This is a genomic window from Saccharococcus thermophilus (assembly GCF_011761475.1).
GTDB classification, from domain to species: Bacteria; Bacillota; Bacilli; order Bacillales; family Anoxybacillaceae; genus Saccharococcus; species Saccharococcus thermophilus.
The window spans coordinates 1,248,430-1,266,617 of sequence record NZ_JAASRS010000001.1; the positions used below are offsets into that span (position 1 = coordinate 1,248,430).

17 protein-coding genes, 3 tRNA genes and 2 pseudogenes are annotated in these 18,188 nt (G+C 44.1%); 4 read left to right on the forward strand and 18 right to left on the reverse strand.

The window, feature by feature from the left end; genetic code table 11:
• Positions 1–15 precede the first annotated feature (15 nt).
• The 3 genes from BDD39_RS06390 to BDD39_RS06400 all read right to left on the reverse strand — a co-directional run bounded on the left by BDD39_RS06390 (position 16) and on the right by BDD39_RS06400 (position 2,822).
• Entirely contained in the window at positions 16–924 is a 909-nt protein-coding gene (locus BDD39_RS06390) for a PhzF family phenazine biosynthesis protein (RefSeq protein WP_166909134.1), read from the reverse strand.
• Between the two features lie 120 nt (positions 925–1,044).
• On the reverse strand, positions 1,045–1,272 hold the full coding sequence (locus BDD39_RS16355; protein WP_243846003.1) for a hypothetical protein: 228 nt from the start codon (positions 1,270–1,272) through the stop codon (positions 1,045–1,047).
• A 377-nt stretch (positions 1,273–1,649) separates the two neighbouring features.
• Entirely contained in the window at positions 1,650–2,822 is a 1,173-nt protein-coding gene (locus BDD39_RS06400; protein ID WP_166909136.1) for an RNA-guided endonuclease InsQ/TnpB family protein, read from the reverse strand.
• 95 nt (positions 2,823–2,917) lie between these two features.
• Between BDD39_RS06400 and BDD39_RS06405 the strand changes: the two are divergent.
• Positions 2,918–3,013, forward strand: a pseudogene (locus tag BDD39_RS06405) (polysaccharide deacetylase family protein); the annotation flags it as partial.
• Positions 3,014–3,291: 278 nt separating this feature from the next.
• Here BDD39_RS06405 and BDD39_RS06410 read toward each other — a convergent pair.
• The 5 genes from BDD39_RS06410 to BDD39_RS06430 form a co-directional block, all read right to left on the reverse strand.
• Entirely contained in the window at positions 3,292–3,774 is a 483-nt protein-coding gene (locus BDD39_RS06410) for a C40 family peptidase (protein ID WP_166909139.1), read from the reverse strand.
• A 522-nt stretch (positions 3,775–4,296) separates the two neighbouring features.
• The gene (nfsA, locus tag BDD39_RS06415) at positions 4,297–5,046 is read right to left on the reverse strand and encodes an oxygen-insensitive NADPH nitroreductase (protein WP_166909141.1); all 750 of its coding nucleotides are present in this window, start codon (positions 5,044–5,046) and stop codon (positions 4,297–4,299) included.
• Between the two features lie 89 nt (positions 5,047–5,135).
• Entirely contained in the window at positions 5,136–5,489 is a 354-nt protein-coding gene (locus tag BDD39_RS06420) for an ArsR/SmtB family transcription factor (protein ID WP_166909143.1), read from the reverse strand.
• A 1-nt stretch (position 5,490) separates the two neighbouring features.
• Entirely contained in the window at positions 5,491–5,925 is a 435-nt protein-coding gene (locus BDD39_RS06425; RefSeq protein WP_166909145.1) for an SRPBCC family protein, read from the reverse strand.
• A gap of 243 nt (positions 5,926–6,168) precedes the next feature.
• The gene (locus BDD39_RS06430) at positions 6,169–6,807 is read right to left on the reverse strand and encodes an SdpI family protein (RefSeq protein WP_166909147.1); all 639 of its coding nucleotides are present in this window, start codon (positions 6,805–6,807) and stop codon (positions 6,169–6,171) included.
• Between the two features lie 264 nt (positions 6,808–7,071).
• Here BDD39_RS06430 and BDD39_RS06440 point away from each other — a divergent pair, with 264 nt between their 5' ends.
• Entirely contained in the window at positions 7,072–8,247 is a 1,176-nt protein-coding gene (locus tag BDD39_RS06440; RefSeq protein WP_166909149.1) for an RNA-guided endonuclease InsQ/TnpB family protein, read from the forward strand.
• 190 nt (positions 8,248–8,437) lie between these two features.
• Here the strand turns inward: BDD39_RS06440 and BDD39_RS06445 are convergent.
• Positions 8,438–8,569: pseudogene (locus BDD39_RS06445) on the reverse strand (ArsR family transcriptional regulator); the annotation flags it as partial.
• A gap of 122 nt (positions 8,570–8,691) precedes the next feature.
• On the opposite strand from BDD39_RS06445, the gene BDD39_RS06450 reads away from it, so the two are divergent.
• A complete protein-coding gene (locus BDD39_RS06450) occupies positions 8,692–9,858 on the forward strand; it encodes an IS256 family transposase (RefSeq protein ID WP_166907797.1) in 1,167 nt (388 codons plus the stop codon).
• 514 nt (positions 9,859–10,372) lie between these two features.
• Here the strand turns inward: BDD39_RS06450 and BDD39_RS06455 are convergent.
• Positions 10,373–11,206 (reverse strand): pirin family protein, encoded by an 834-nt coding sequence (locus tag BDD39_RS06455; RefSeq protein ID WP_166909151.1) that lies wholly within the window; start codon positions 11,204–11,206, stop codon positions 10,373–10,375.
• 465 nt (positions 11,207–11,671) lie between these two features.
• Here BDD39_RS06455 and BDD39_RS06460 point away from each other — a divergent pair, with 465 nt between their 5' ends.
• Positions 11,672–12,307 carry an FMN-dependent NADH-azoreductase gene (locus tag BDD39_RS06460; protein ID WP_166909153.1) on the forward strand — a complete coding sequence of 212 codons (636 nt, stop codon included), beginning with the start codon at positions 11,672–11,674 and terminating at the stop codon, positions 12,305–12,307.
• A gap of 126 nt (positions 12,308–12,433) precedes the next feature.
• Here the strand turns inward: BDD39_RS06460 and BDD39_RS06465 are convergent.
• From BDD39_RS06465 to BDD39_RS06500, 8 genes are all read right to left on the reverse strand, one after another.
• Positions 12,434–12,526: transfer RNA gene (locus tag BDD39_RS06465), tRNA-Ser, on the reverse strand.
• Between the two features lie 12 nt (positions 12,527–12,538).
• A tRNA-Ala gene (locus BDD39_RS06470) sits at positions 12,539–12,611 on the reverse strand.
• 12 nt (positions 12,612–12,623) lie between these two features.
• Positions 12,624–12,697: transfer RNA gene (locus BDD39_RS06475), tRNA-Pro, on the reverse strand.
• Positions 12,698–12,886: 189 nt separating this feature from the next.
• Positions 12,887–13,867 (reverse strand): ABC transporter permease, encoded by a 981-nt coding sequence (locus BDD39_RS06480; protein ID WP_166909156.1) that lies wholly within the window; start codon positions 13,865–13,867, stop codon positions 12,887–12,889.
• Complete coding sequence (locus tag BDD39_RS06485; protein ID WP_166909158.1) at positions 13,860–14,774, reverse strand: ATP-binding cassette domain-containing protein; 915 nt, start codon at positions 14,772–14,774, stop codon at positions 13,860–13,862. The genes BDD39_RS06480 and BDD39_RS06485 overlap by 8 nt, the downstream gene beginning before the upstream one ends.
• Positions 14,771–15,565 carry an SGNH/GDSL hydrolase family protein gene (locus tag BDD39_RS06490; protein ID WP_166909160.1) on the reverse strand — a complete coding sequence of 265 codons (795 nt, stop codon included), beginning with the start codon at positions 15,563–15,565 and terminating at the stop codon, positions 14,771–14,773. The genes BDD39_RS06485 and BDD39_RS06490 overlap by 4 nt, the downstream gene beginning before the upstream one ends.
• A gap of 219 nt (positions 15,566–15,784) precedes the next feature.
• Complete coding sequence (locus tag BDD39_RS06495) at positions 15,785–16,750, reverse strand: MBL fold metallo-hydrolase (protein ID WP_166909162.1); 966 nt, start codon at positions 16,748–16,750, stop codon at positions 15,785–15,787.
• 134 nt (positions 16,751–16,884) lie between these two features.
• Positions 16,885–18,066: an IS701 family transposase gene (locus BDD39_RS06500; protein WP_166907872.1), complete on the reverse strand. Its 1,182-nt coding sequence runs from the start codon at positions 18,064–18,066 to the stop codon at positions 16,885–16,887.
• Between the last annotated feature and the right edge of the window lie 122 nt (positions 18,067–18,188).

The following is an 18,188-nucleotide window of genomic DNA, read 5'->3' on the forward strand; positions in this document are numbered from 1 at the left end:
TTTCGAGAAAATCCTTTAAATTATTGAGTGAATATCAAGATTTTCCTTTTGTAAAATGGCCGCATATCCTCCTACTCGTGTTTTAGTTATACTTCCTTCTTTAGAAATATAGGAAGCAGCTTGGATAATACTCGGTCTTCCCATCGCATATCCCTGTCCGATCAGGTATTCATACCATCCCTCTTTTGGTTCTTGGAGTTTGGAATAATGGGTTAGATATGCGCCAAGTGCACAAGCCGCTACACCTGTAGCCGGATCTTCGTTATAACCTGCTCTTTTAGGAAATTGACGGGCCTCAACATCGTATTTCGAAGATTGTGTTGTCAACGTAAAAGGATAAAAGCCGGTTGTCTGGTATCTATCACAAAGTTCCCAAAGCAACTCAAAGTCAGGATCTAAGTTATGAAGTATTTCGTAATTACGCAGAGGAATCATCAATTTGGGACGTGAAGTGGAAACGGATTGAATGGGCCCCACAGTGAAATCTAGTTCTTCTTCCCTTATTTTTAATGCCTGTGCAACTTCTGAAGGATTGGGATTTTCATTGCTGAAAGACGGAGGGAATTGTTCTACGATCACATTTAATCTTCCGTCTTTTTCTTGGGCAATTACCGCTATTTCCCCCAGCGCGGTCTCCATTGTTCCATTGAACTGTTTTATTCCATGAGACTGGCACCAGTAACTTACCGCGCCTACAGTAGCATGAACGCACATTTCCATTTCGTGCTTTGGAACAAAGTATCTTAGTCTGAAAAGGGCATTTCGATTTTCAGACTGTAGTATAAAGGCTGTTTCGACCCCGTAATAAGCAGCAATGCTTTGCATTTGCTTATCAGTTAAAGAGTCACTGTTTAATACTAAGGGACATGGATTTCCCCCGTCAGAAGAAATGCCAAATACTTTTGTTTGTACTACTGATAACATTGATAACACCTCTTTTACTAAATCGAAATAATGACAGTTAAGTTTTTACGGAATTGAAAGAAGATAAATACCTATGTTTCTGTTATTTTTTGATCGTATATCCCAAAACTCATTATTAAATTATTCACGTAAAGTCGGTAATTCTTTTTCTTTTATAGAAGAATATACCACAAAGAGAAATAGTCCAGTTAATATAAAACCCATTCCTCCAATCAAACCAAGCATTCTATTATTGACTGCTTCTAAAAGGATGCCAGCCCCGAGCATAAATATTCCAATTAATGTATTTGAAATGGTGGCTAATAGACCAAATACTAAGCCTTGAAGGTCACTAGGCGTCTCCTTCATAACAATTGAATCGAAGCATGTATTGCAAATGCCTGATACAAAAGAGATTGAAATATATATAATAAAAGCGATGAATGCGAAGTGAACCCGACTTAAGATAATAAGAAACAAACCTTCTAATATTAGAGTCGTCAAGCCAATTAATAAAAGATGCTGGTGAATACGTTGAGCTATTATACAACTTAGCAATGAACCTCTCCCACCTTCATTCCATGAAGAGGTGGGAGTTTCTTACCACCTCCACCAAAGAAGCTTCTGCGCAGAAGAAGGCGGTCTCCTTCCACTCGATAAATACATCGGAAGTCTTCTTGATGGATCCAGTAAGCAACATCGGCATCACACCGATGGGGCGATCCAACCCTTCTACTACTTCTTGCTTACGCAATCCGTAGATACGTCAGCTTCGTTTGTACGTTCCAGTGTTTGAAGGTGCCGTGCAGTGCTTTGCTTAAGATATTTCTCGCGCCGTGAACATCACGGTGCTCCTCGTACCCACACCGACACACAAACAGGCGGGAAGACACTTTTTTTCTCTTTTGGCAGACAGGACATGTCTGGCTTGTATACGACTCTACGATTTCATGCAATCGAATGCCATGTTGAGACAGCTTATAAGCGAGATACTTCTTCACTTTCCCGAATGACCAATTCGAGAGTCTCTGTGCTTGTTTACGGCTTACCCGTTTTTTTCTCGTGTTCCGCTGCACCCCTTCGACGTTTCCGATATACACATTGGAAACGGATTGCTTCAAACACCAGTCAACAAATGGTTTGGTCGTTTTATGGAGCGCATCCCGCAGCTGTCTTTCGGATTTCGACAACACGTATTGTTTCGCCCGCTCATACTTTTTCCATTGACGCGATCCTTTTTGACATTTCGATTGACGCCGCTGGATCTCTGCCAGTTTTTTATTCCGAAGCCGGTGAAGGGAGCGTATTTTTCTTCCCGTGATGAGGAGGGCTTGCCCGTTTTCACAAAACGCGCCGATGGTGTGTACTTCCCCAAGATCGACTCCAACTGCCTTCCCCGGTTTATACGCTTTTTCCTTTTGTCCATCTTCATATGTCACGGCCAAATAAAGACCTTGATCCCAGCAGCATTCGATTTCTTTGATCGTTCCTTTTGGCAAACGCGACGCATACACGACGATCGGCTTTTCCCGTTTTCCATGATGAATACCCATGGAGAGTTCAATTTTTCCGTTTTCATACACTTTGAAACCGTCTTTCGCCCATTTCGTTGGGAAGTACTTCTTTTTCTTGTAGGGATAACGGGCAGGATGTCCTTGCTGGATGGCGTGGTGAGCAGATTGTCTTGCGAAGAGATATTTGTGACAGACGGCTTGAATGGATTGACTGTGAAGATGGAACTTTCTTTTCGTTTGTTTTTGCAGCCCGCTTTTGGTGATCCAGCACCCATGCTGGAGGAAGTTTTCTTTGGCCAAACGGAGGCATTCATTCCAAACAAGGGCGGATTCCCGATTGCAGGCATACAATCGGTCCAAATCTGTTTTGGATGCCCGGAAGAACACTTTTTGGCCACGAAGCATGAGCATTCCCTTCTTTCCTTGCCTGATTGGATGGCTCTATTATAGCACGTATGTTCGTTTTTGGGAATCAAAAATTCCCGATTTATCTCCCTCCTTCATTCAAAACTATTGAAGGTATTTTAGATTCTTTATCAAAAAAAGGTTATCAATTTGTAACGGTTAACGAACTGCAGAAGTTACAGAATAAATAATGAATAAGAATTTGTTTTAAAAGCTTAATTAAAACAAAAATGGAGTGACAAAACTGTTACCAGTTTGCACTCCATTTTTTTAAAAAGTTCTCTCCGACGTGAAAGTGATCCGTCTAGGACATTCCTCTGCCCCGTTGACGTTAGACGTGTATTCTCACAAGACAAAAAGTGCCTCACTTTGAAAGAAACAGTCGAGAAAAAGAATTTTTCTCTTTACGTTCTTTTAAGATGGGACAAATGAGTCAAACATCAACAAGAGGCTTTAATGTAGCCTTTTATTACTTAATGACTCTCTTAGCACCTATATATCGGCCTTTCCAATATTTATCACTCATTTTAACAACTTTTACACCTTTTGATGTTGCACCAATAAACGTACCATTTCCATTATAAATTCCCACAAAGGATACTTTTCCTTTTTCTCCTGTTGCATAAAACACTAAATCGCCTTTTTGCAACGCATTTTGTTTAACAACTTTGCCGATTTTATACTGTGCGGCACTCGTTCGCGGAATAGACATTTGAGTGGCTGCATTTTTATACACATACTGAGTAAAGCCACTCGCATCAAATCCTTCTGGTGTTGTACCCCCGTATTTATAAGGGCTTCCTACATAGCTCTCTGCTATTGCCGCAACTTCCTCCCCATAGTTAATCGTTGCTGATGCATTGGAAACTGTACCAAAGATAAATGCCGCTGCTAAAGATAAAATCAATAAAACTGTTAAGAACCATTTTGGAACCGATAAACTTATGCTCATTCCTACTCCCCCTTAGATTAGAAAATGAACCTCAATTCCAAATATATAGAGATTAATCATTTTGATTCCTAGGTAAAAAAATTTTTTAGAGGTGTTAATCTTTATTCTTTATATAATCAGAAGACTATTCACGATCAATTAAAAGAGGAACTTTTTGAATGGACACGCCAATACGGCAAAATTCTAGAGGAATCTGATTATGGTGCACATATCAAAGAAGAAACTCGCAATGCCATAGAAAACAATGATAAAGGTTTCATCTTATTTAAAGTTAAACAGGAACTTGGTGAAAACTATAACATAGAGTACATACCCACTACTCTCTAAAGGGACGAAATGACAGAATATTTTCTGTCATTTTTCATTTAAACTCCAACAATCTTATGTAGTATTATGATTTGATAAAGACTATCCTGAAAATAAGCAGGAAACAAAATATGAACCCAGTAGCATGGACAATACAGCTACTTTAATGGATTGCCTTTTAAAAAATTTAAAATCTCGCTTCAAAACGAAGCGAGACTAACGCAAATTAAACCCTTTTCCTTCTACGAATTCTTTCATATACATGCGCACAGGGTTGCTGAGCATGTTGGCCATTTGCCCGGTCCATGTGTCGCGGCGTTTGCCGTTTGTCCGCTTTTCGTAATACGCGGAAACGATATCGTTATATTGTTTCAGCTGCGCTTCGAATTTGGCGCGGTCTTGTTCATACGTTTCTTCATGGTATACGTGTTCAAACGGCAGGCGCGGTTTTTTGTCAGGTTGCTGCGCCGGGTAGCCGACGGCAAGCCCGAAGAGCGGAATGACCCGCTTCGGCACCTTCAACAGCTTACATACTTCCGGCAAGTTGTTGCGCAGCCCTCCGATATAGCAAATGCCAAGCCCCATCGATTCTGCGGCGATGGCTGCGTTTTGCGCCGCCAGTGCTGTATCAATAAGCGCAACCATAAATTTTTCCGTGCTCTCAAGCGATGGCAGCACCTCTTTCTGCTCCATTTCACCAATCACTTCATGACGGTGAAGATCGGCGCAAAATACGAAGAAATGGCCATTGTTCTCAACATAAGACTGATTTCCCGCTAATTCCGCCAGTTTTCGTTTCGTCTCTTTATCTTTAACGCCGATGATAGAATACGCTTGAATAAAACTCGATGTCGCCGCGGCTTGCGCACACTCGACGATCGTTCGAATTTGCTCGTCCGTCAATGGGCGGTCTTCAAATTGACGAATCGAACGGTGCTGCAAAATCGTTTCAATGACTGGATTCATGGTGAATGCCTCCTATACAATGATAGCTTTGCTTTTTATGATACCAAAAAAAGAAAGAGCCAAAAAATGATTGGCTCATTCCAAAGCGTTTATTGATCCTCACCATCATCAACAATATGTCCTTCGCCATTTTCCACGTAGTGCTTGAGCATCGCCATTTTGTTATCCCAAAATCGTTCGTAAAAGGACAGCCATTCCTTTAATTCCAACAATGGAGTTGGTTCTAGACGATATCGCGTTTCCCGCCCAACCTTTCTCTCCTTCACAAGTCCGGCATCCGCCAAAATCCGCAAATGCTTGGACACGGCCGTCCGGCTGATCGGAAAATGGCCGCTGATGACGGTAACGGGCATTTCCTTATCGGCCAACAATCGCAACAGCTTACGCCGGGTAGGATCAGCGATGGCCTGAAAGACGTCATGCTTGTGTGATAAAGCAGCCATATTACGCCTCGACATACGCGCCTAAGGATTTGCAAAGCTTGGCCCATCCCTGATCCATCCGATCGCGTACGATAGTATGAGACTCGCCGAATTCCGTCACTTTATCCGCATCCCAGCCGGAATGAATAAGCGTAAACTCTGTTTGCTGCTCATTCAGCTCTTTTAGCTCAAAAGTAACGGTCCAATCTTTCCCCCAGCGAAAAGACAGGCGATGAGGCGGATCGACTTCAATTACTTTACACGGAGACATTCCAAAAGGTCCGGCATTTAAATGAAACTCATGGCCGACAACCGGCTGAAGATCGTTAGGCATAAACCAAGCCGCAAGCCCCTCTGAAGTAGAAACCGCTTCCCAAACTTTTTGAATCGGCGCTTGAAAAACCATCGTGTGACGAATATGTGGCAACATGCTGTTCGTTGTATTTTTTGCTGTCATTGTTATAACCTCCGTATTTTATTTATGAAACTTTTTGGTTTCATTTTGATTATACGAAACCATTTGGTTTCATGTCAACCCAGAATGGTGAGCGTACTACTTATCCGCATTTAACCGTTTCCTCAACGTCCCGTAACAACAAATGGGAAATAAAAAAGAGGCGGACAACGGAAACGGTTGCCGCCTCTCCAAAAACGCCGAAAAGACCGCTTGTCGATCACGATGTGCCGCTTTTCTTATTCATTATTTGTCTGCCACCTTTTTATAAACGGCATAAGAATATACCGTCGGTACAAGTGCGATACAGGCGATCGACGCAATGAGAAGCACAGCGCGAATGGAGGATGGGGCAAAGGCAGATACGATCATGATGATTCCGCCAATGAAAAAGACTTTGCCGCCAAACCGGTGCGTGCGCGCCCACACCGTTTCATTCGCCAGCGTCCACGGCGTGCGGATGCCCATGAAATAATTCGCTTTCACTTTTGGCATATAATTTCCGAGAACAACAAAAAGGAGACCTAATCCTATATTGGCAATCCAATCCATGTTGACATGGTAGCCAAGGCCGTTAAAGATGATAGAAATATGCATGACGGTTAAAAACGTTAGAATAGTATACATGAAAACGCGGTACGCTCCCGCGAACTTTTTGTAATTCTCTTTACGCGGATCGACTTTCGCCACCCCAAGCAGCGTCCCATAAATCCCTGTCAACAAAATCGGTCCGAATAAAACGGCAAAAAGCTTTGATGAATAGCCGTCCACTTCCCCCGAAAAGTTCCAATGCGTTGGAACTTGGTCAGGCAATTGCGGATACGCCCATACCGAGATTCCAACACTGATGGTGATCAGCAAGAAAAAATACCAATGCTTTTTCATTCCTTGTTCCTCTCCCCTTCTTGTAATGATAAAAGCCAAACTAATACATCTTGCAACACCGTTGTGTTGATGGAGTAATAGATGTACTGCCCTTCTTTTTCAGCGTGCACTAAATCCGCCTGCTTTAACATTTTTCCCGAGAAGTCTCTCTTCCTCTAAACGGAGTGAAGGAGGGAGATGAATCGGGAAGTTTTTGATTCCCAAAAAACGAACATATGTGCTATAATCAAACTATCCTATCATGTAAGGAAAGAAGGGATTCTCATGCTTCGTGGCCAAAAAGTGTTCTTCCGGGCATCGAAAGCGGATTTAGACCGATTGTATGCCTGCAATCGAGAATCCGCCCGTGTTTGGAATGAATGTCTTCGATTGGCGAAGGAACATTTTCTCCAATACGGTCGTTGGATTACCAAAAGTGAGTTGCAAAAACAAACAAAAAGGAAGTTTCATCTTCACAGCCAATCGATTCAAGCAGTCTGCCACAAATACCTCTTCGCAAGACAATCTGCCCACCACGCGATCCAACAAGGACATCCTGCCCGCTACCCCTACAAGAAAAAGAAGTACTTCCCTACAAAATGGGCGAAAGACGGTTTTAAGGTTTATGAGAACGGAAAAATCGAACTGTCGATGGGCATTCATCACGGAAAACGGGAAAAGCCAATTGTCGTGTATGCGTCGCATCTGCCAAAAGGAACGATCAAAGAAATCGAATGCTGCTGGGATCAAGGTCTTTATTTGGCTGTGACGTATGAAGATGGACAAAAGGCAACATCGTACAAACCGAACTTCTCCGTCGGAGTCGATCTTGGAGAAGTACACACCATCGGCGCGTTTTGCGAAAACGGACAAGCCCTCCTTATCACGGGAAGAAAAATACGCTCCCTTCACCGGCTGCGGAATAAAAAACTGGCGGAGATCCAGCAGCGCCAATCGAAATGCCAAAAAGGATCACGCCGTTGGAAAAAGTATGAGCGGGCGAAACAATACGTGTTATCCAAATCCGAAAGACAACTACGGGATGCACTCCATAAAACGACCAAACAGTTTGTTGACTGGTGTTTGAAGCAGTCCGCCTCCGATGTGTATATCGGAAACGTCGAAGGGGTGCAACGAAACACGAGAAAGAAAAAACGTACGAGCCGTAAACAAGCACAAAAACTCTCGAATTGGTCATTCGGGAAAGTGAAGCAGTATCTCACCTATAAACTGGCTCAACATGGCATTCGCTTGCACGAAATCGAGGAGTCATATACGAGCCAGACATGTCCTGTCTGCCAAAAGAGAAAAAAAGTGTCCTCCCGCCTGTTTGTGTGCCGGTGTGGGTATGAGGAACATCGTGACGTTCACGGCGCGAGAAATATCTTAAGCAAAGCGCTGCACGGCACCTTCAAACACTGGAACGTACAAACGAAGCTGACGTATCTACGGATTGCGTAAGCAAGAAGTAGTAGAAGGGTTGGACCGCCCCATCGGTGTGATGCCGATGTTGCTTACTGGACCCATCAAGAAGACTTCCGATGCATTCATCGAGTGGAAGGAGACCACCTTCTTCCGTGCAGAAGCTTCTTCGATGGAGATGGTAAGAAACTCCCACCTCTTCATGGAATGAAGGTGGGAGAGGTTCATGATGATGGGAAATGCTTGGTTTGGAGATACGGAAATGGTCAGCGATTTCCCCCGCCGTCAAATCTCTGTTTTTTAACAAATTTAAAATGTCTCTTCGTGTTGAATCGGCTAGCGCTTTATAAACAAAGTTCATTATTCATATACGTGCAGATGATGTATAAAATTTTGTGTAAAGCATTTTACTAGATCAAAATAAAAAAGGTAGGGTATTCTCTGATTGAACCCAAACATTCCAGAGAAAGGAGAACCCTACCTATGTCTAAAAGTATACCGAATGTCGACTGGGCAAATCAACTGGAAAGTGTCATTCGTCAGTTTGTAAAGGAAAAATTAGAACTGATCATGCGGGAAGAAATCAAGAATTTCCTCGAAATAGAACAGGCCGGAACATCAAATATGAGAAACGGCTACTATCAACGAAATCTAGATACGCAATATGGCCGGATTGAAGGTCTTTTGGTCCCTAGAGACCGAAACGGAGAATTTCAAACACAGTTGTTTGCCCCTTACCAACGGCACACCGGCTGGCTGGAGGAAGCAATCATTAGGATGTACCAAAGTGGCATGAGTACACGGGAAATTGGCAAGTTTATCGAACGAATTCTAGGAAGCACCTATTCTCCTGCGACGATCAGCCGTATTACCGATGTCGTGAAGGAAGACATCGAGAAATGGCACACTCGTCCACTGCACAAGCGTTATTCCGTCTTATATTTGGATGGTTTATACGTAAAACTTCGTCGCGAAACCGTGGAGAAAGAAGTCATTTATGTGGTGTTAGGGGTGAACGAAGAAGGATATCGCGAAATTCTTGATTTCTTTGTGGGAGGACAAGAAAGCGCCTATGTATGGCAGGAAATTCTTCAACACCTCTACCAAAGAGGCGCCAAGGAAGTGCTTCTGGGCATATTCGATGGACTACCAGGGTTGGAGGAAGCCTTTAAGGCGGTTTATCCGAAAGCCGATGTGCAGCGTTGTGTCGTTCACAAAGTCCGTAACACGCTCCATCGTGTTCGGAAAAAAGACCAATTTGAAGTGGCCGAGGATCTCAGGCTGATTTATCGCGCGCCGAATAAGGAGATGGCGTTACAGATGTTTCAACAGTTTGAGTCGAAATGGTCAAGCAAGTATCCGAGAGAAGTTCAATCTTGGGCCAATGAGTTGGATGTCCTCCTTACATTTATGGATTATCCAAGCAGTATTCGAAGTGTGATTTACACGACGAATGCCATTGAACGAACGATCAAGGAGATTCGGAAACGTCTAAAGCCGATGAACAGTTTGAATAGTTTAGAAGCCGCTGAAAAAATCGTATATTTGACCATTCAAGATTTTAATGAGAAATGGGCAGGGCGAAAGTTGCGAGGATTTGCCGAAGCACAGGAAGCCCTCGAGCGAATGTTTGAAGAACGTTATCATTAACCAAATACTGTAAATAAACAAAATAGGGGGATTCTCCCTTTCCACACAGGAGACTGAATATTCAGTCTCCTGTGTGGAGGAAACTAGTTCCCTATTCATTCCAAATCCATTTCAGAGAAACCCTACCCCCATTATATTACACAAAATTCTTGACGGTACCTACGTGCACCATGCTTATTTTATTATTTAGAAAATTATCTAATTATTTAATCGCATTATATAAAATTTGTTAATTAAGCTGAGAAAACAAAAAAGAGAACAGCATTTGCTTTGCCCCCATCAACAAAATGTTATACGTTTGCTCATGGCAGCGACGCTGAAATAACGGAAAACAACGCAAGAAAAAAGAACACCCAAAGGGTTAATAACATCACCGAAGCAAAATAAAACGGAGCGTTTTGCAACCATTTTCCCTCCCTATAGTATGAGTAATACAATTGTACCTATTTAATCTAAATTTTGTAAATATTTTTACCATAAAAAAAGCACTCCATATCGGAGCGCTTTTTTATAGTTATTCAACGAATTTTCCTTCTTGATAATCACGGATCGCCTGGCGGATTTCTTCCTGCGTGTTCATCACAAACGGTCCGTAAGCGACAACCGGCTCGTTGACCGGCTCGCCAGCATAAAGAAGGACGCGCAATTTTTCTTTGGCGGTGACGGTGAGTTCGCTTTCCTCCTCTTTATCATGACGGCTTAAAAACAATACTTGCCCTGCTTTTCCTTCCGTGCTATCGGCGCCGAACATGCCGCTTCCTTCCAAAATGTACAGAAAACCGTTGTAGCTTCCCGGCAAATCTTGTACGACACTTGCTCCTGGCTCGAGCACCATTTCTACCATCGTCACTGGAACATGGTTAAGCGTTGGGGCTTTTACTCCTTGCGATGACCCGGAAAATACGCGGATAAGCGCCCCTTCTTCTTGGCGGACCGGCATCTCTCCGGCCTTTAAATTTTGATAGCGCGGTTCAATCATTTTTTTCACGCGCGGCAAATTGATCCATAGCTGCAAACTATGCACGGTCGATCCTGGCGCCGGATCTTCTTTATGAATCACTCCCCGTCCTGCCGTCATCCACTGCACATCTCCGGGACCAAGCGTGCCGTGGCCGGCTTTGCTATCAAAATGTTCCAACTGTCCATCAATCACATACGTCACCGTTTCAATGCCGCGATGCGGATGAAAATCAAACGTTCCTCGTTGGAAAATATCCTCCATTAGCAATAAAAACGGATCGTACTCTTCCCAATTCCCCGGCTCTAGCACTGGCCCACTGCGATGGATCGAGCTGTTTGTTTCGACTTGCACCGTTTTCACGCGGCGGATACGACGCTGTACTGGCATCTAATTGTCCCCCTTATGGTTGTTCGAAACCGATTTTTTCACCAGTATCGTACCCTACACAACTGATAAATGCAAACGATTTACTTTTATTTAATGGATAGGAAATTGCTGCTTCATTCGTTGCTGCTGCCTGATTCTACTCTTCGTATGTTGGAACGCCATCAAACAGAATTTCTTTCCGATCCATCGAACATGTTGCCAGGAGGAAGAATCATGCCCTCGGCACAGACAAGTCACTTCTTTTTACCTTCCATTTATTTTATTAAAATACATTTTTTTGATAACATAATTACATTATTGCTGATTTACCATACTTTTATTTTAAAAGCATATTATTTTACAAAAATAATTAGGTTACATTATTATTATCAATGTTAAAACACTATACGAGTTATGGCGATCGACCATACATGGATTTACGTAGTGTTTGGCAAACTATTTACAGCAACGAAAGGAAGGACAATCATGGCTAAATTATTGTACATTACAGCAAACCCAAAACGGGAAGAAGAATCTTACAGCTTATCCGTTGGCAGAGCGTTTCTTAACGCTTATAAACAACAAAACCCACAAGACGAGATTGTCGAATTAGATCTTTATCGTACCGATATCCCTTTCATTGATGCCGATGTATTAAACGGCTGGGGCAAACTACAACAAGGGCATGCATTCGAACAGCTAAGCGCGGAAGAAAAACAAAAAATAAGCCGCATCAATGAATTAACCGATCAATTTATCAGCGCAGATAAATACGTGTTTGTCACACCGATGTGGAATTTTAGTTTTCCGCCAAAAATGAAAGCTTATATTGATACAATTTGCATCGCAGGAAAAACATTCCGTTACACGGAAAATGGTTCGGTAGGGCTATTAACAGGAAGAAAAGCCGTACACATTCAAGCCCGCGGTGGAATTTATTCACAAGAACCAATGAAAGAAATGGAGTTTGGAGACCGTTATTTACGGGCGGTGCTCAGCTTTATCGGCATTACTGACGTTCAATCCATTTTTGTCGAAGGAATGGCACAATTCCCGAATGAGGCGGAGGCAATTAAACAAAACGCGATCAAGAAAGCTGAACAAGCAGCGAAAAACTTTTAACGAATGATGACCTGTTCCAATGATAAGGGACAGGTCATTTCTATTTTTTAAAAAAATAAAAAAGCTTGCCGATTACATCGACAAGCATATGATTCCAATATCTTTTAGTATGTAATCAAAATATAATGGCGGAGGAGGAGGGATTCGAACCCCCGCGGGCTGTGACACCCCTATCGGTTTTCGAAACCGACCCCTTCAGCCAGGCTTGGGTACTCCTCCGTATGAAGATGATGGAGCCTATCGGATTCGAACCGACGACCTCCTGCGTGCGGGGCAGGCGCTCTCCCAGCTGAGCTAAGGCCCCATCACAAAATGATCGGGAAGACAGGATTTGAACCTGCGACCTCACGGACCCGAACCGTGTGCTCTACCAAGCTGAGCTACTTCCCGATTAACAGCCGCTAACGTTAACGGCAGTTATTATTCTATCTAAAAAAAATAATATAGTCAATACTTTTTTGCAAAAAAATTTTTGCTCGGGTATGCAGGGATAGATGGATCGCGTGGCCACAGGAATCAAAGTGACAGAAGGCGTGTAAAAAAAGGGACGAACCTGTTTTCCCGGCCCGTCCCATTTTTCTAATATATATCCCGTTTTGTAAACACCATAAATGAGATCAAGAGCGCCGCAAGTCCCCATACCGCCAGCACCGCCATCGAAAACCCAAGCGTCATGCCTTCAATCGGCGGCGCCGTCCCATTGATGTAATCGGTAAGGCTAAGATTGACCATAAACAAATATTTTGCCGAATGCCAGGAAGATACCATATTAGACAAAATCGCGCCCGCGATCAGCGCCGCAAGCATAATTCCCATCACCGCGGCGGTGCTGCGCATCAAAACGGAAAGCATAAACGTCAATGTCCCCACCACGACGCACACAAACCAGGCAAGCCCCAATTCAATAAGCACATACTTCCATTGCGGAAGCATATGAACGTTGGCTGTATTTAATTCTTCTCCTTGGGCGACAAACCCTGTCAATAATGGAAGCCGCCATCCTTCGTATCCGAACACCGCTCCTGAAATGACATACGACAGAAGAGCGACCATAAGCAAAATAAACGAAATCGACAATAACAGCGCGATGTATTTGCTAAGCAAAACCATCCCTCTTCTAACCGGCCTCGTCAACAAGAGCTTAATCGTACCGCCACTCGCTTCCGATGATACTAAGTCAGCGGCGACGACCATGACAAGGAGCGGGAGAAACAAATCGATCGCGTTTTCGATAAACATGCGCATAAACGTTGGCGCACCGGGAGCGGATGGATTAATATCGTGATTTAAATAGTATTGCTGCTGCTGGAGACGAATTTGCAAATATTTGCGCCATTCGTCTGAAATACTGCTGGAATTGAGACGGTTTTGCGCATCGATAATTTGCTGCTGCAGCTGTGTCCGCCAATCCGTCGTTCCGAGCCTTTTCTGCATTTCCTGCACCTGCTTATATTGCGCGTATGTAAAAAGGACAACGAGCACGGCGACAATCGCTGCAATGACCCATAGCCGCTTTTTGCGGACAATTTTCAGCATTTCATTGTACACGAGATTACTCAATCGTCTCCCCTCCCGTCAATTCAATAAATAAGTCCTCAAGCGTCGGCAATTTCGGATGAATTTCATGGACGGCGACCCCTGCTTCGACAAGCTTTTTGTTCCAAACGGAGAGTTTTTTTGGTTCGTACGGAGTGATAAGCATATCCCCATCGGTTCGATAAATCGACGTTTCCCCCGCTAATATCGATTTCGCCGTTTCCAGCGGCTCGGCCTTCCACACGACACGCGCTTGTTCTTTTAACAGATGTTCCACCGTATCAACCCGAAGCAACGTCCCTTTTGCCATGATCGCCACGCGGTCGCACATTAATTGAATTTCGCTTAACAGGTGTGAGGAGACGAGCACGCTCAATCCTTCCGTTTCCGCCAAAAAGCGGATGAATTCTCTCATTTCGCGAATGCCGACAGGATCAAGCCCGTTGGTCGGCTCGTCCAAAATCAGCACTTTCGGCTTTCCTAACAGCGCCTGTGCGATGCCAAGACGCTGCCGCATTCCGAGCGAATACGTGCTAACGCGATCGTGGATGCGGTTTTGTAAACCGACTAACTCCACCACTTCCATGATTCGTTCTTTTGGAATATCGGGAACCATGCGCGCAAAATGCTCGAGGTTTTCAAAGCCGGTTAAATACGGATATAATTCGGGATTTTCGACAATGCAGCCGATATGACGGATCGCTTCTGTAAATTGGCGCTCCAGGTCATAGCCGCAGATGGAAATACGCCCCGATGTCGGCTTGATAAGCCCGACGAGCATGCGGATCGTTGTCGTTTTTCCCGCGCCGTTTGGCCCTAAAAAGCCGAATACTTCCCCTTCTTTTAGTTCAAAGGAAATTCCCTTAATAATTTCTTTGCGGCGAATCGTTTTGCGCAAATTTTCAACGATTAATGTCGTCTGCTTCGTCACTTTTTGTCCCCCTCTGTGAATGTAATTAAGGAAGCGACGCGTTCGCCAATCCGTTTGTATCCGTCTTTATTCGGGTGAAAGTGATCGCTGTATAAATAATCATTCACATGCAACGAAAACAAATCGAACGTCGGGACGGCGATAATATTCGGATAGCGGGCAGCCGTCTCCGCCGAAGCAAAATTCCACTGCCTTACGATGGCTGATGTCTTCTTCGCGTCGCCGAGGTCGCTAAACGGATTGTAAAGCCCGATGTAAAAAACAACGGCATCTTTATTGACGCGGCGAATGGTTTGAAAAATGCGGTCTAAGTTGCGCAAATATGAGACTTTTACTTGATCGATTTGCTTTGGTGTAAATTTGAGCGCTTCGCCGCCTTGGAACAAATCGTTTCCGCCGATGGTCATCACAATGATATTGGCTAGTTTTAGCTGCCGCTGGATCTCGGCTTGTCCTAATTGCTTAAGAAGCCCGTCAGACCACTGTCCTTTAATGGCCAAATTGGTCACGCGAATCGGCTTCGTTGTTTTTTTGTGGAGCTGATCGACCATATACCCGACATACCCTTTTCCGCTTTCATCTCCCGTGCCTCTTGTCAGTGAATCGCCGAGGGCGACAATATAAATTTCACGGTTATCCGCTTTTTTCTCTTTGGTATATTTTATTGTGTCTGCCGGCGGCGCCGCGGCGGAAAAAAACTGGTCTTGAACCGCGATGGCAAGACCGCCAAGCCATAATATTCCTGCCAGCACTGATACCATCGTAATGGTGCGAACAATACCACGTCGCATGCAATCATCCTTTCTTCTTTGTCTTTAATTCTTATCATACAACATTTTTTCTGATGTTACCTAATCGGGGATTCGCTATTACATGGGCTTTCTTCACAAAAAAAGCTTGGTGGAATCACCAAGCTCAGGGCGTTACTTGATCTTCGTGCTGAATCATGCATGTCGTATACATACGGTGTCCGATGCTTTTCCAATCACGTACATAATAATTTTCCCATTCTAACCTTGTTCGATTGTCTTTTGCAAATAATCGACAATTCCCATCGAACATACATGAAGATCGAGACGGATGATATCGTACGCTTCGGACGTCTCAGGAATATTTTTTGCTTGCAAAAAGGCGTTGACCTCTTGATATAGCGCTTGAAACACTGCTTTCGCTTTTTCTTGCATCGACGCATTTGCCTGCTCCACCATCACCTTTTCCCCCGCTTGGACAAACTTCGGAAGCCAAAAACGAAGCTGTTCAAACGCTGTGCGAGGGTTTTCCAGCATACCAAAATGACCGAAATAAATGCGTTCAGGTTGGAGCTGTTCGAGACGCTCAGCCGATTGCAACATCGCCTCTGGCCGAAATTGGTTCGGAGAAGTGGACGGCAAACAGTATTCAAGTCCATCTTTTAATAATTGCGGATAAAACACCCCGATCGTATCGCCAGTAAAAACACCGCGGCTAAAGGAATCGTAAATCGAGAAATGGTGGTTGGCATGGCCAGGTGTATCCAAAAACGTCAACGTACGCTCGTCGCTGAGCTTGAGCGTATCGCCATCTTCTTTTACGATGAGACGTTCCTCTGGAACCGGCAAAACGGGAGAAAACAAATCATCAAACTTTTCCCCATACACCGCTTTCGCCCCAGCGATTAATCGTGACGGTTCCGCTAAATGGCGCTTCCCTTTCGGATGAACAACAACAAGGGCGTTCGGGCATTTCTCAAGCAGCATCCCAACGCCGCCTGCGTGATCCAAATGAATATGTGTCACAATAATATAGCGGATATCCGCCGGATCAATATGAAGCATTTCCAATCCTTTTAATAAATAAGGAACGGAAGGGCTTGGACCCGTCTCGATAATCGCCAACTCTTCTTCATGGAGCACATATGTACCGGTGCGCTGCGGCGTTTTTAAATCATACAAATCAATTAGGGAAATTCGGTTTCCTAAATCGACTGGCTGCTTCATCATTTCATCTCCTATCGATATAGTTTATACAGAATATTCTAACAAACAAAACAAATAATCTCTACTAATAATACTGTAGTTGAGCAATTTTAATTACAATAATTACCATGTAAAAGAGACAAACAGGGTACCCCTTATGCCACGTGGAGCTGTTTTTTCACGGTATCAATGGGAATATTTTGTTTCGCTGCACGGTAAATGAACTCCACGAGGCTATGTCCTTTTCTCTTGCGCAGAAGATCGAGCCCATCAGAAAAATCGCTGTTCGACTCGAACATGCTGTACACGTAAGCAAGCTGCACCAAGATCCAGTAGCGTTTCACCGCCCGACGTCCGCGAACGCGGTATCCATCGAGTTTCAGCTGGTCTTTCGCTTGACGGAAAAAACATTCGATCGACCAACGCTGGGCATAGTAGCGCAAGATCTCTTCATCGCTTAGATCCCGGTCGGTGCTCAAGACGCAGTGAAGATGTTCCGATGTCATCGGCTGATCGGCTTTCCAAGCGAGCAGCACCACGGCATCATCGAGACCTTTGAGAGAGCCTTCGTAGCGATAAACCCGATAACGCTCTTCTCCCACCGTGACGAGGTGAGTGTCTTTCGGTTCGATGTAGCGGGCAAACTCCCTCACCTGAACCGCAATGCCTTTTGGATAAAGAAGCCGATTGGCCTTGAGCATTGCGATTACGTGGAATCCCTTTTTCAGACAAGCTTCCACGAGCGTTTGCGATGGATACCAAGAGTCCATCAGCACATAAACAGGACGGTGTACATCCAAAGAAGAAAGCATCTCGATCGCGAGTTCCCCCTTGCTTTTCCCAGCCGCCTTGTCGTAGAGGCGGAACGCAAAGGGAAAAGCCTGGGTCATCGTATGAACCATGAGCCAAACGAGAGAATGTCCCCAGATCGACTTTTTCTCTGTGTGAGAATAGTGCCAATCACACCCTTGAATGGCGTGCGTTGCCTGTGACGAAGGCTTGGTTTTTTGGCAAATCGTATCATCGATCGAAACAAAAAGGGGTTGACTCTCCTGTTTGGCGATGCGTTCGACACGACGAAGCATCCACTGTTGAAGTTTGCGAAGCAGCGTCTCTTCATCCCAAGGGCTTTTCGTGAAAAAATGGCTGAGTGTCGTGCGGTGGTTCGGATGAAAGCTCCAATGATGAAGATCGGTCAATGTTCCCGCAAATCCTTTGGTGGTCAGCGCATCCACGATATGAACGAGATGCTTCATGACAGGTTTTGAAAAATAAAGGGCCAACCCCAACATCGTGAAAAACTTGTGGATTCCTTGATGATGTGCTAATCTATTCATGAGACATGAACCTCCTTGTGAATAGTTTTGGTGACACATCTATTCTAATCAAGGAATCGGGTTCATGTCTCTTTTTTTGTTTGGTTGTAAATTTATGTTAGCGAATTTGCTCATCTACAGTA

What these genes read in the sequence shown, in the direction of transcription:
- BDD39_RS06420 (WP_166909143.1), bottom strand. Translation starts at nt 5,489, where the DNA reads ATGGCTGCTTTATCACACAAGCATGACGTCTTTCAGGCCATCGCTGAT.
- BDD39_RS06410 (WP_166909139.1), bottom strand. Translation starts at nt 3,774, where the DNA reads ATGAGCATAAGTTTATCGGTTCCAAAATGGTTCTTAACAGTTTTATTG.
- BDD39_RS06490 (WP_166909160.1), bottom strand. Translation starts at nt 15,565, where the DNA reads ATGCGACGTGGTATTGTTCGCACCATTACGATGGTATCAGTGCTGGCA.
- BDD39_RS06455 (WP_166909151.1), bottom strand. Translation starts at nt 11,206, where the DNA reads ATGCCAGTACAGCGTCGTATCCGCCGCGTGAAAACGGTGCAAGTCGAA.
- BDD39_RS16355 (WP_243846003.1), bottom strand. Translation starts at nt 1,272, where the DNA reads ATGAAGGAGACGCCTAGTGACCTTCAAGGCTTAGTATTTGGTCTATTA.
- nfsA (WP_166909141.1), bottom strand. Translation starts at nt 5,046, where the DNA reads ATGAATCCAGTCATTGAAACGATTTTGCAGCACCGTTCGATTCGTCAA.
- BDD39_RS06430 (WP_166909147.1), bottom strand. Translation starts at nt 6,807, where the DNA reads ATGAAAAAGCATTGGTATTTTTTCTTGCTGATCACCATCAGTGTTGGA.
- BDD39_RS06450 (WP_166907797.1), top strand. Translation starts at nt 8,692, where the DNA reads ATGTCTAAAAGTATACCGAATGTCGACTGGGCAAATCAACTGGAAAGT.
- BDD39_RS06500 (WP_166907872.1), bottom strand. Translation starts at nt 18,066, where the DNA reads ATGAATAGATTAGCACATCATCAAGGAATCCACAAGTTTTTCACGATG.
- BDD39_RS06440 (WP_166909149.1), top strand. Translation starts at nt 7,072, where the DNA reads ATGCTTCGTGGCCAAAAAGTGTTCTTCCGGGCATCGAAAGCGGATTTA.
- BDD39_RS06400 (WP_166909136.1), bottom strand. Translation starts at nt 2,822, where the DNA reads ATGCTTCGTGGCCAAAAAGTGTTCTTCCGGGCATCCAAAACAGATTTG.
- BDD39_RS06425 (WP_166909145.1), bottom strand. Translation starts at nt 5,925, where the DNA reads ATGACAGCAAAAAATACAACGAACAGCATGTTGCCACATATTCGTCAC.
- BDD39_RS06390 (WP_166909134.1), bottom strand. Translation starts at nt 924, where the DNA reads ATGTTATCAGTAGTACAAACAAAAGTATTTGGCATTTCTTCTGACGGG.
- BDD39_RS06460 (WP_166909153.1), top strand. Translation starts at nt 11,672, where the DNA reads ATGGCTAAATTATTGTACATTACAGCAAACCCAAAACGGGAAGAAGAA.
- BDD39_RS06495 (WP_166909162.1), bottom strand. Translation starts at nt 16,750, where the DNA reads ATGAAGCAGCCAGTCGATTTAGGAAACCGAATTTCCCTAATTGATTTG.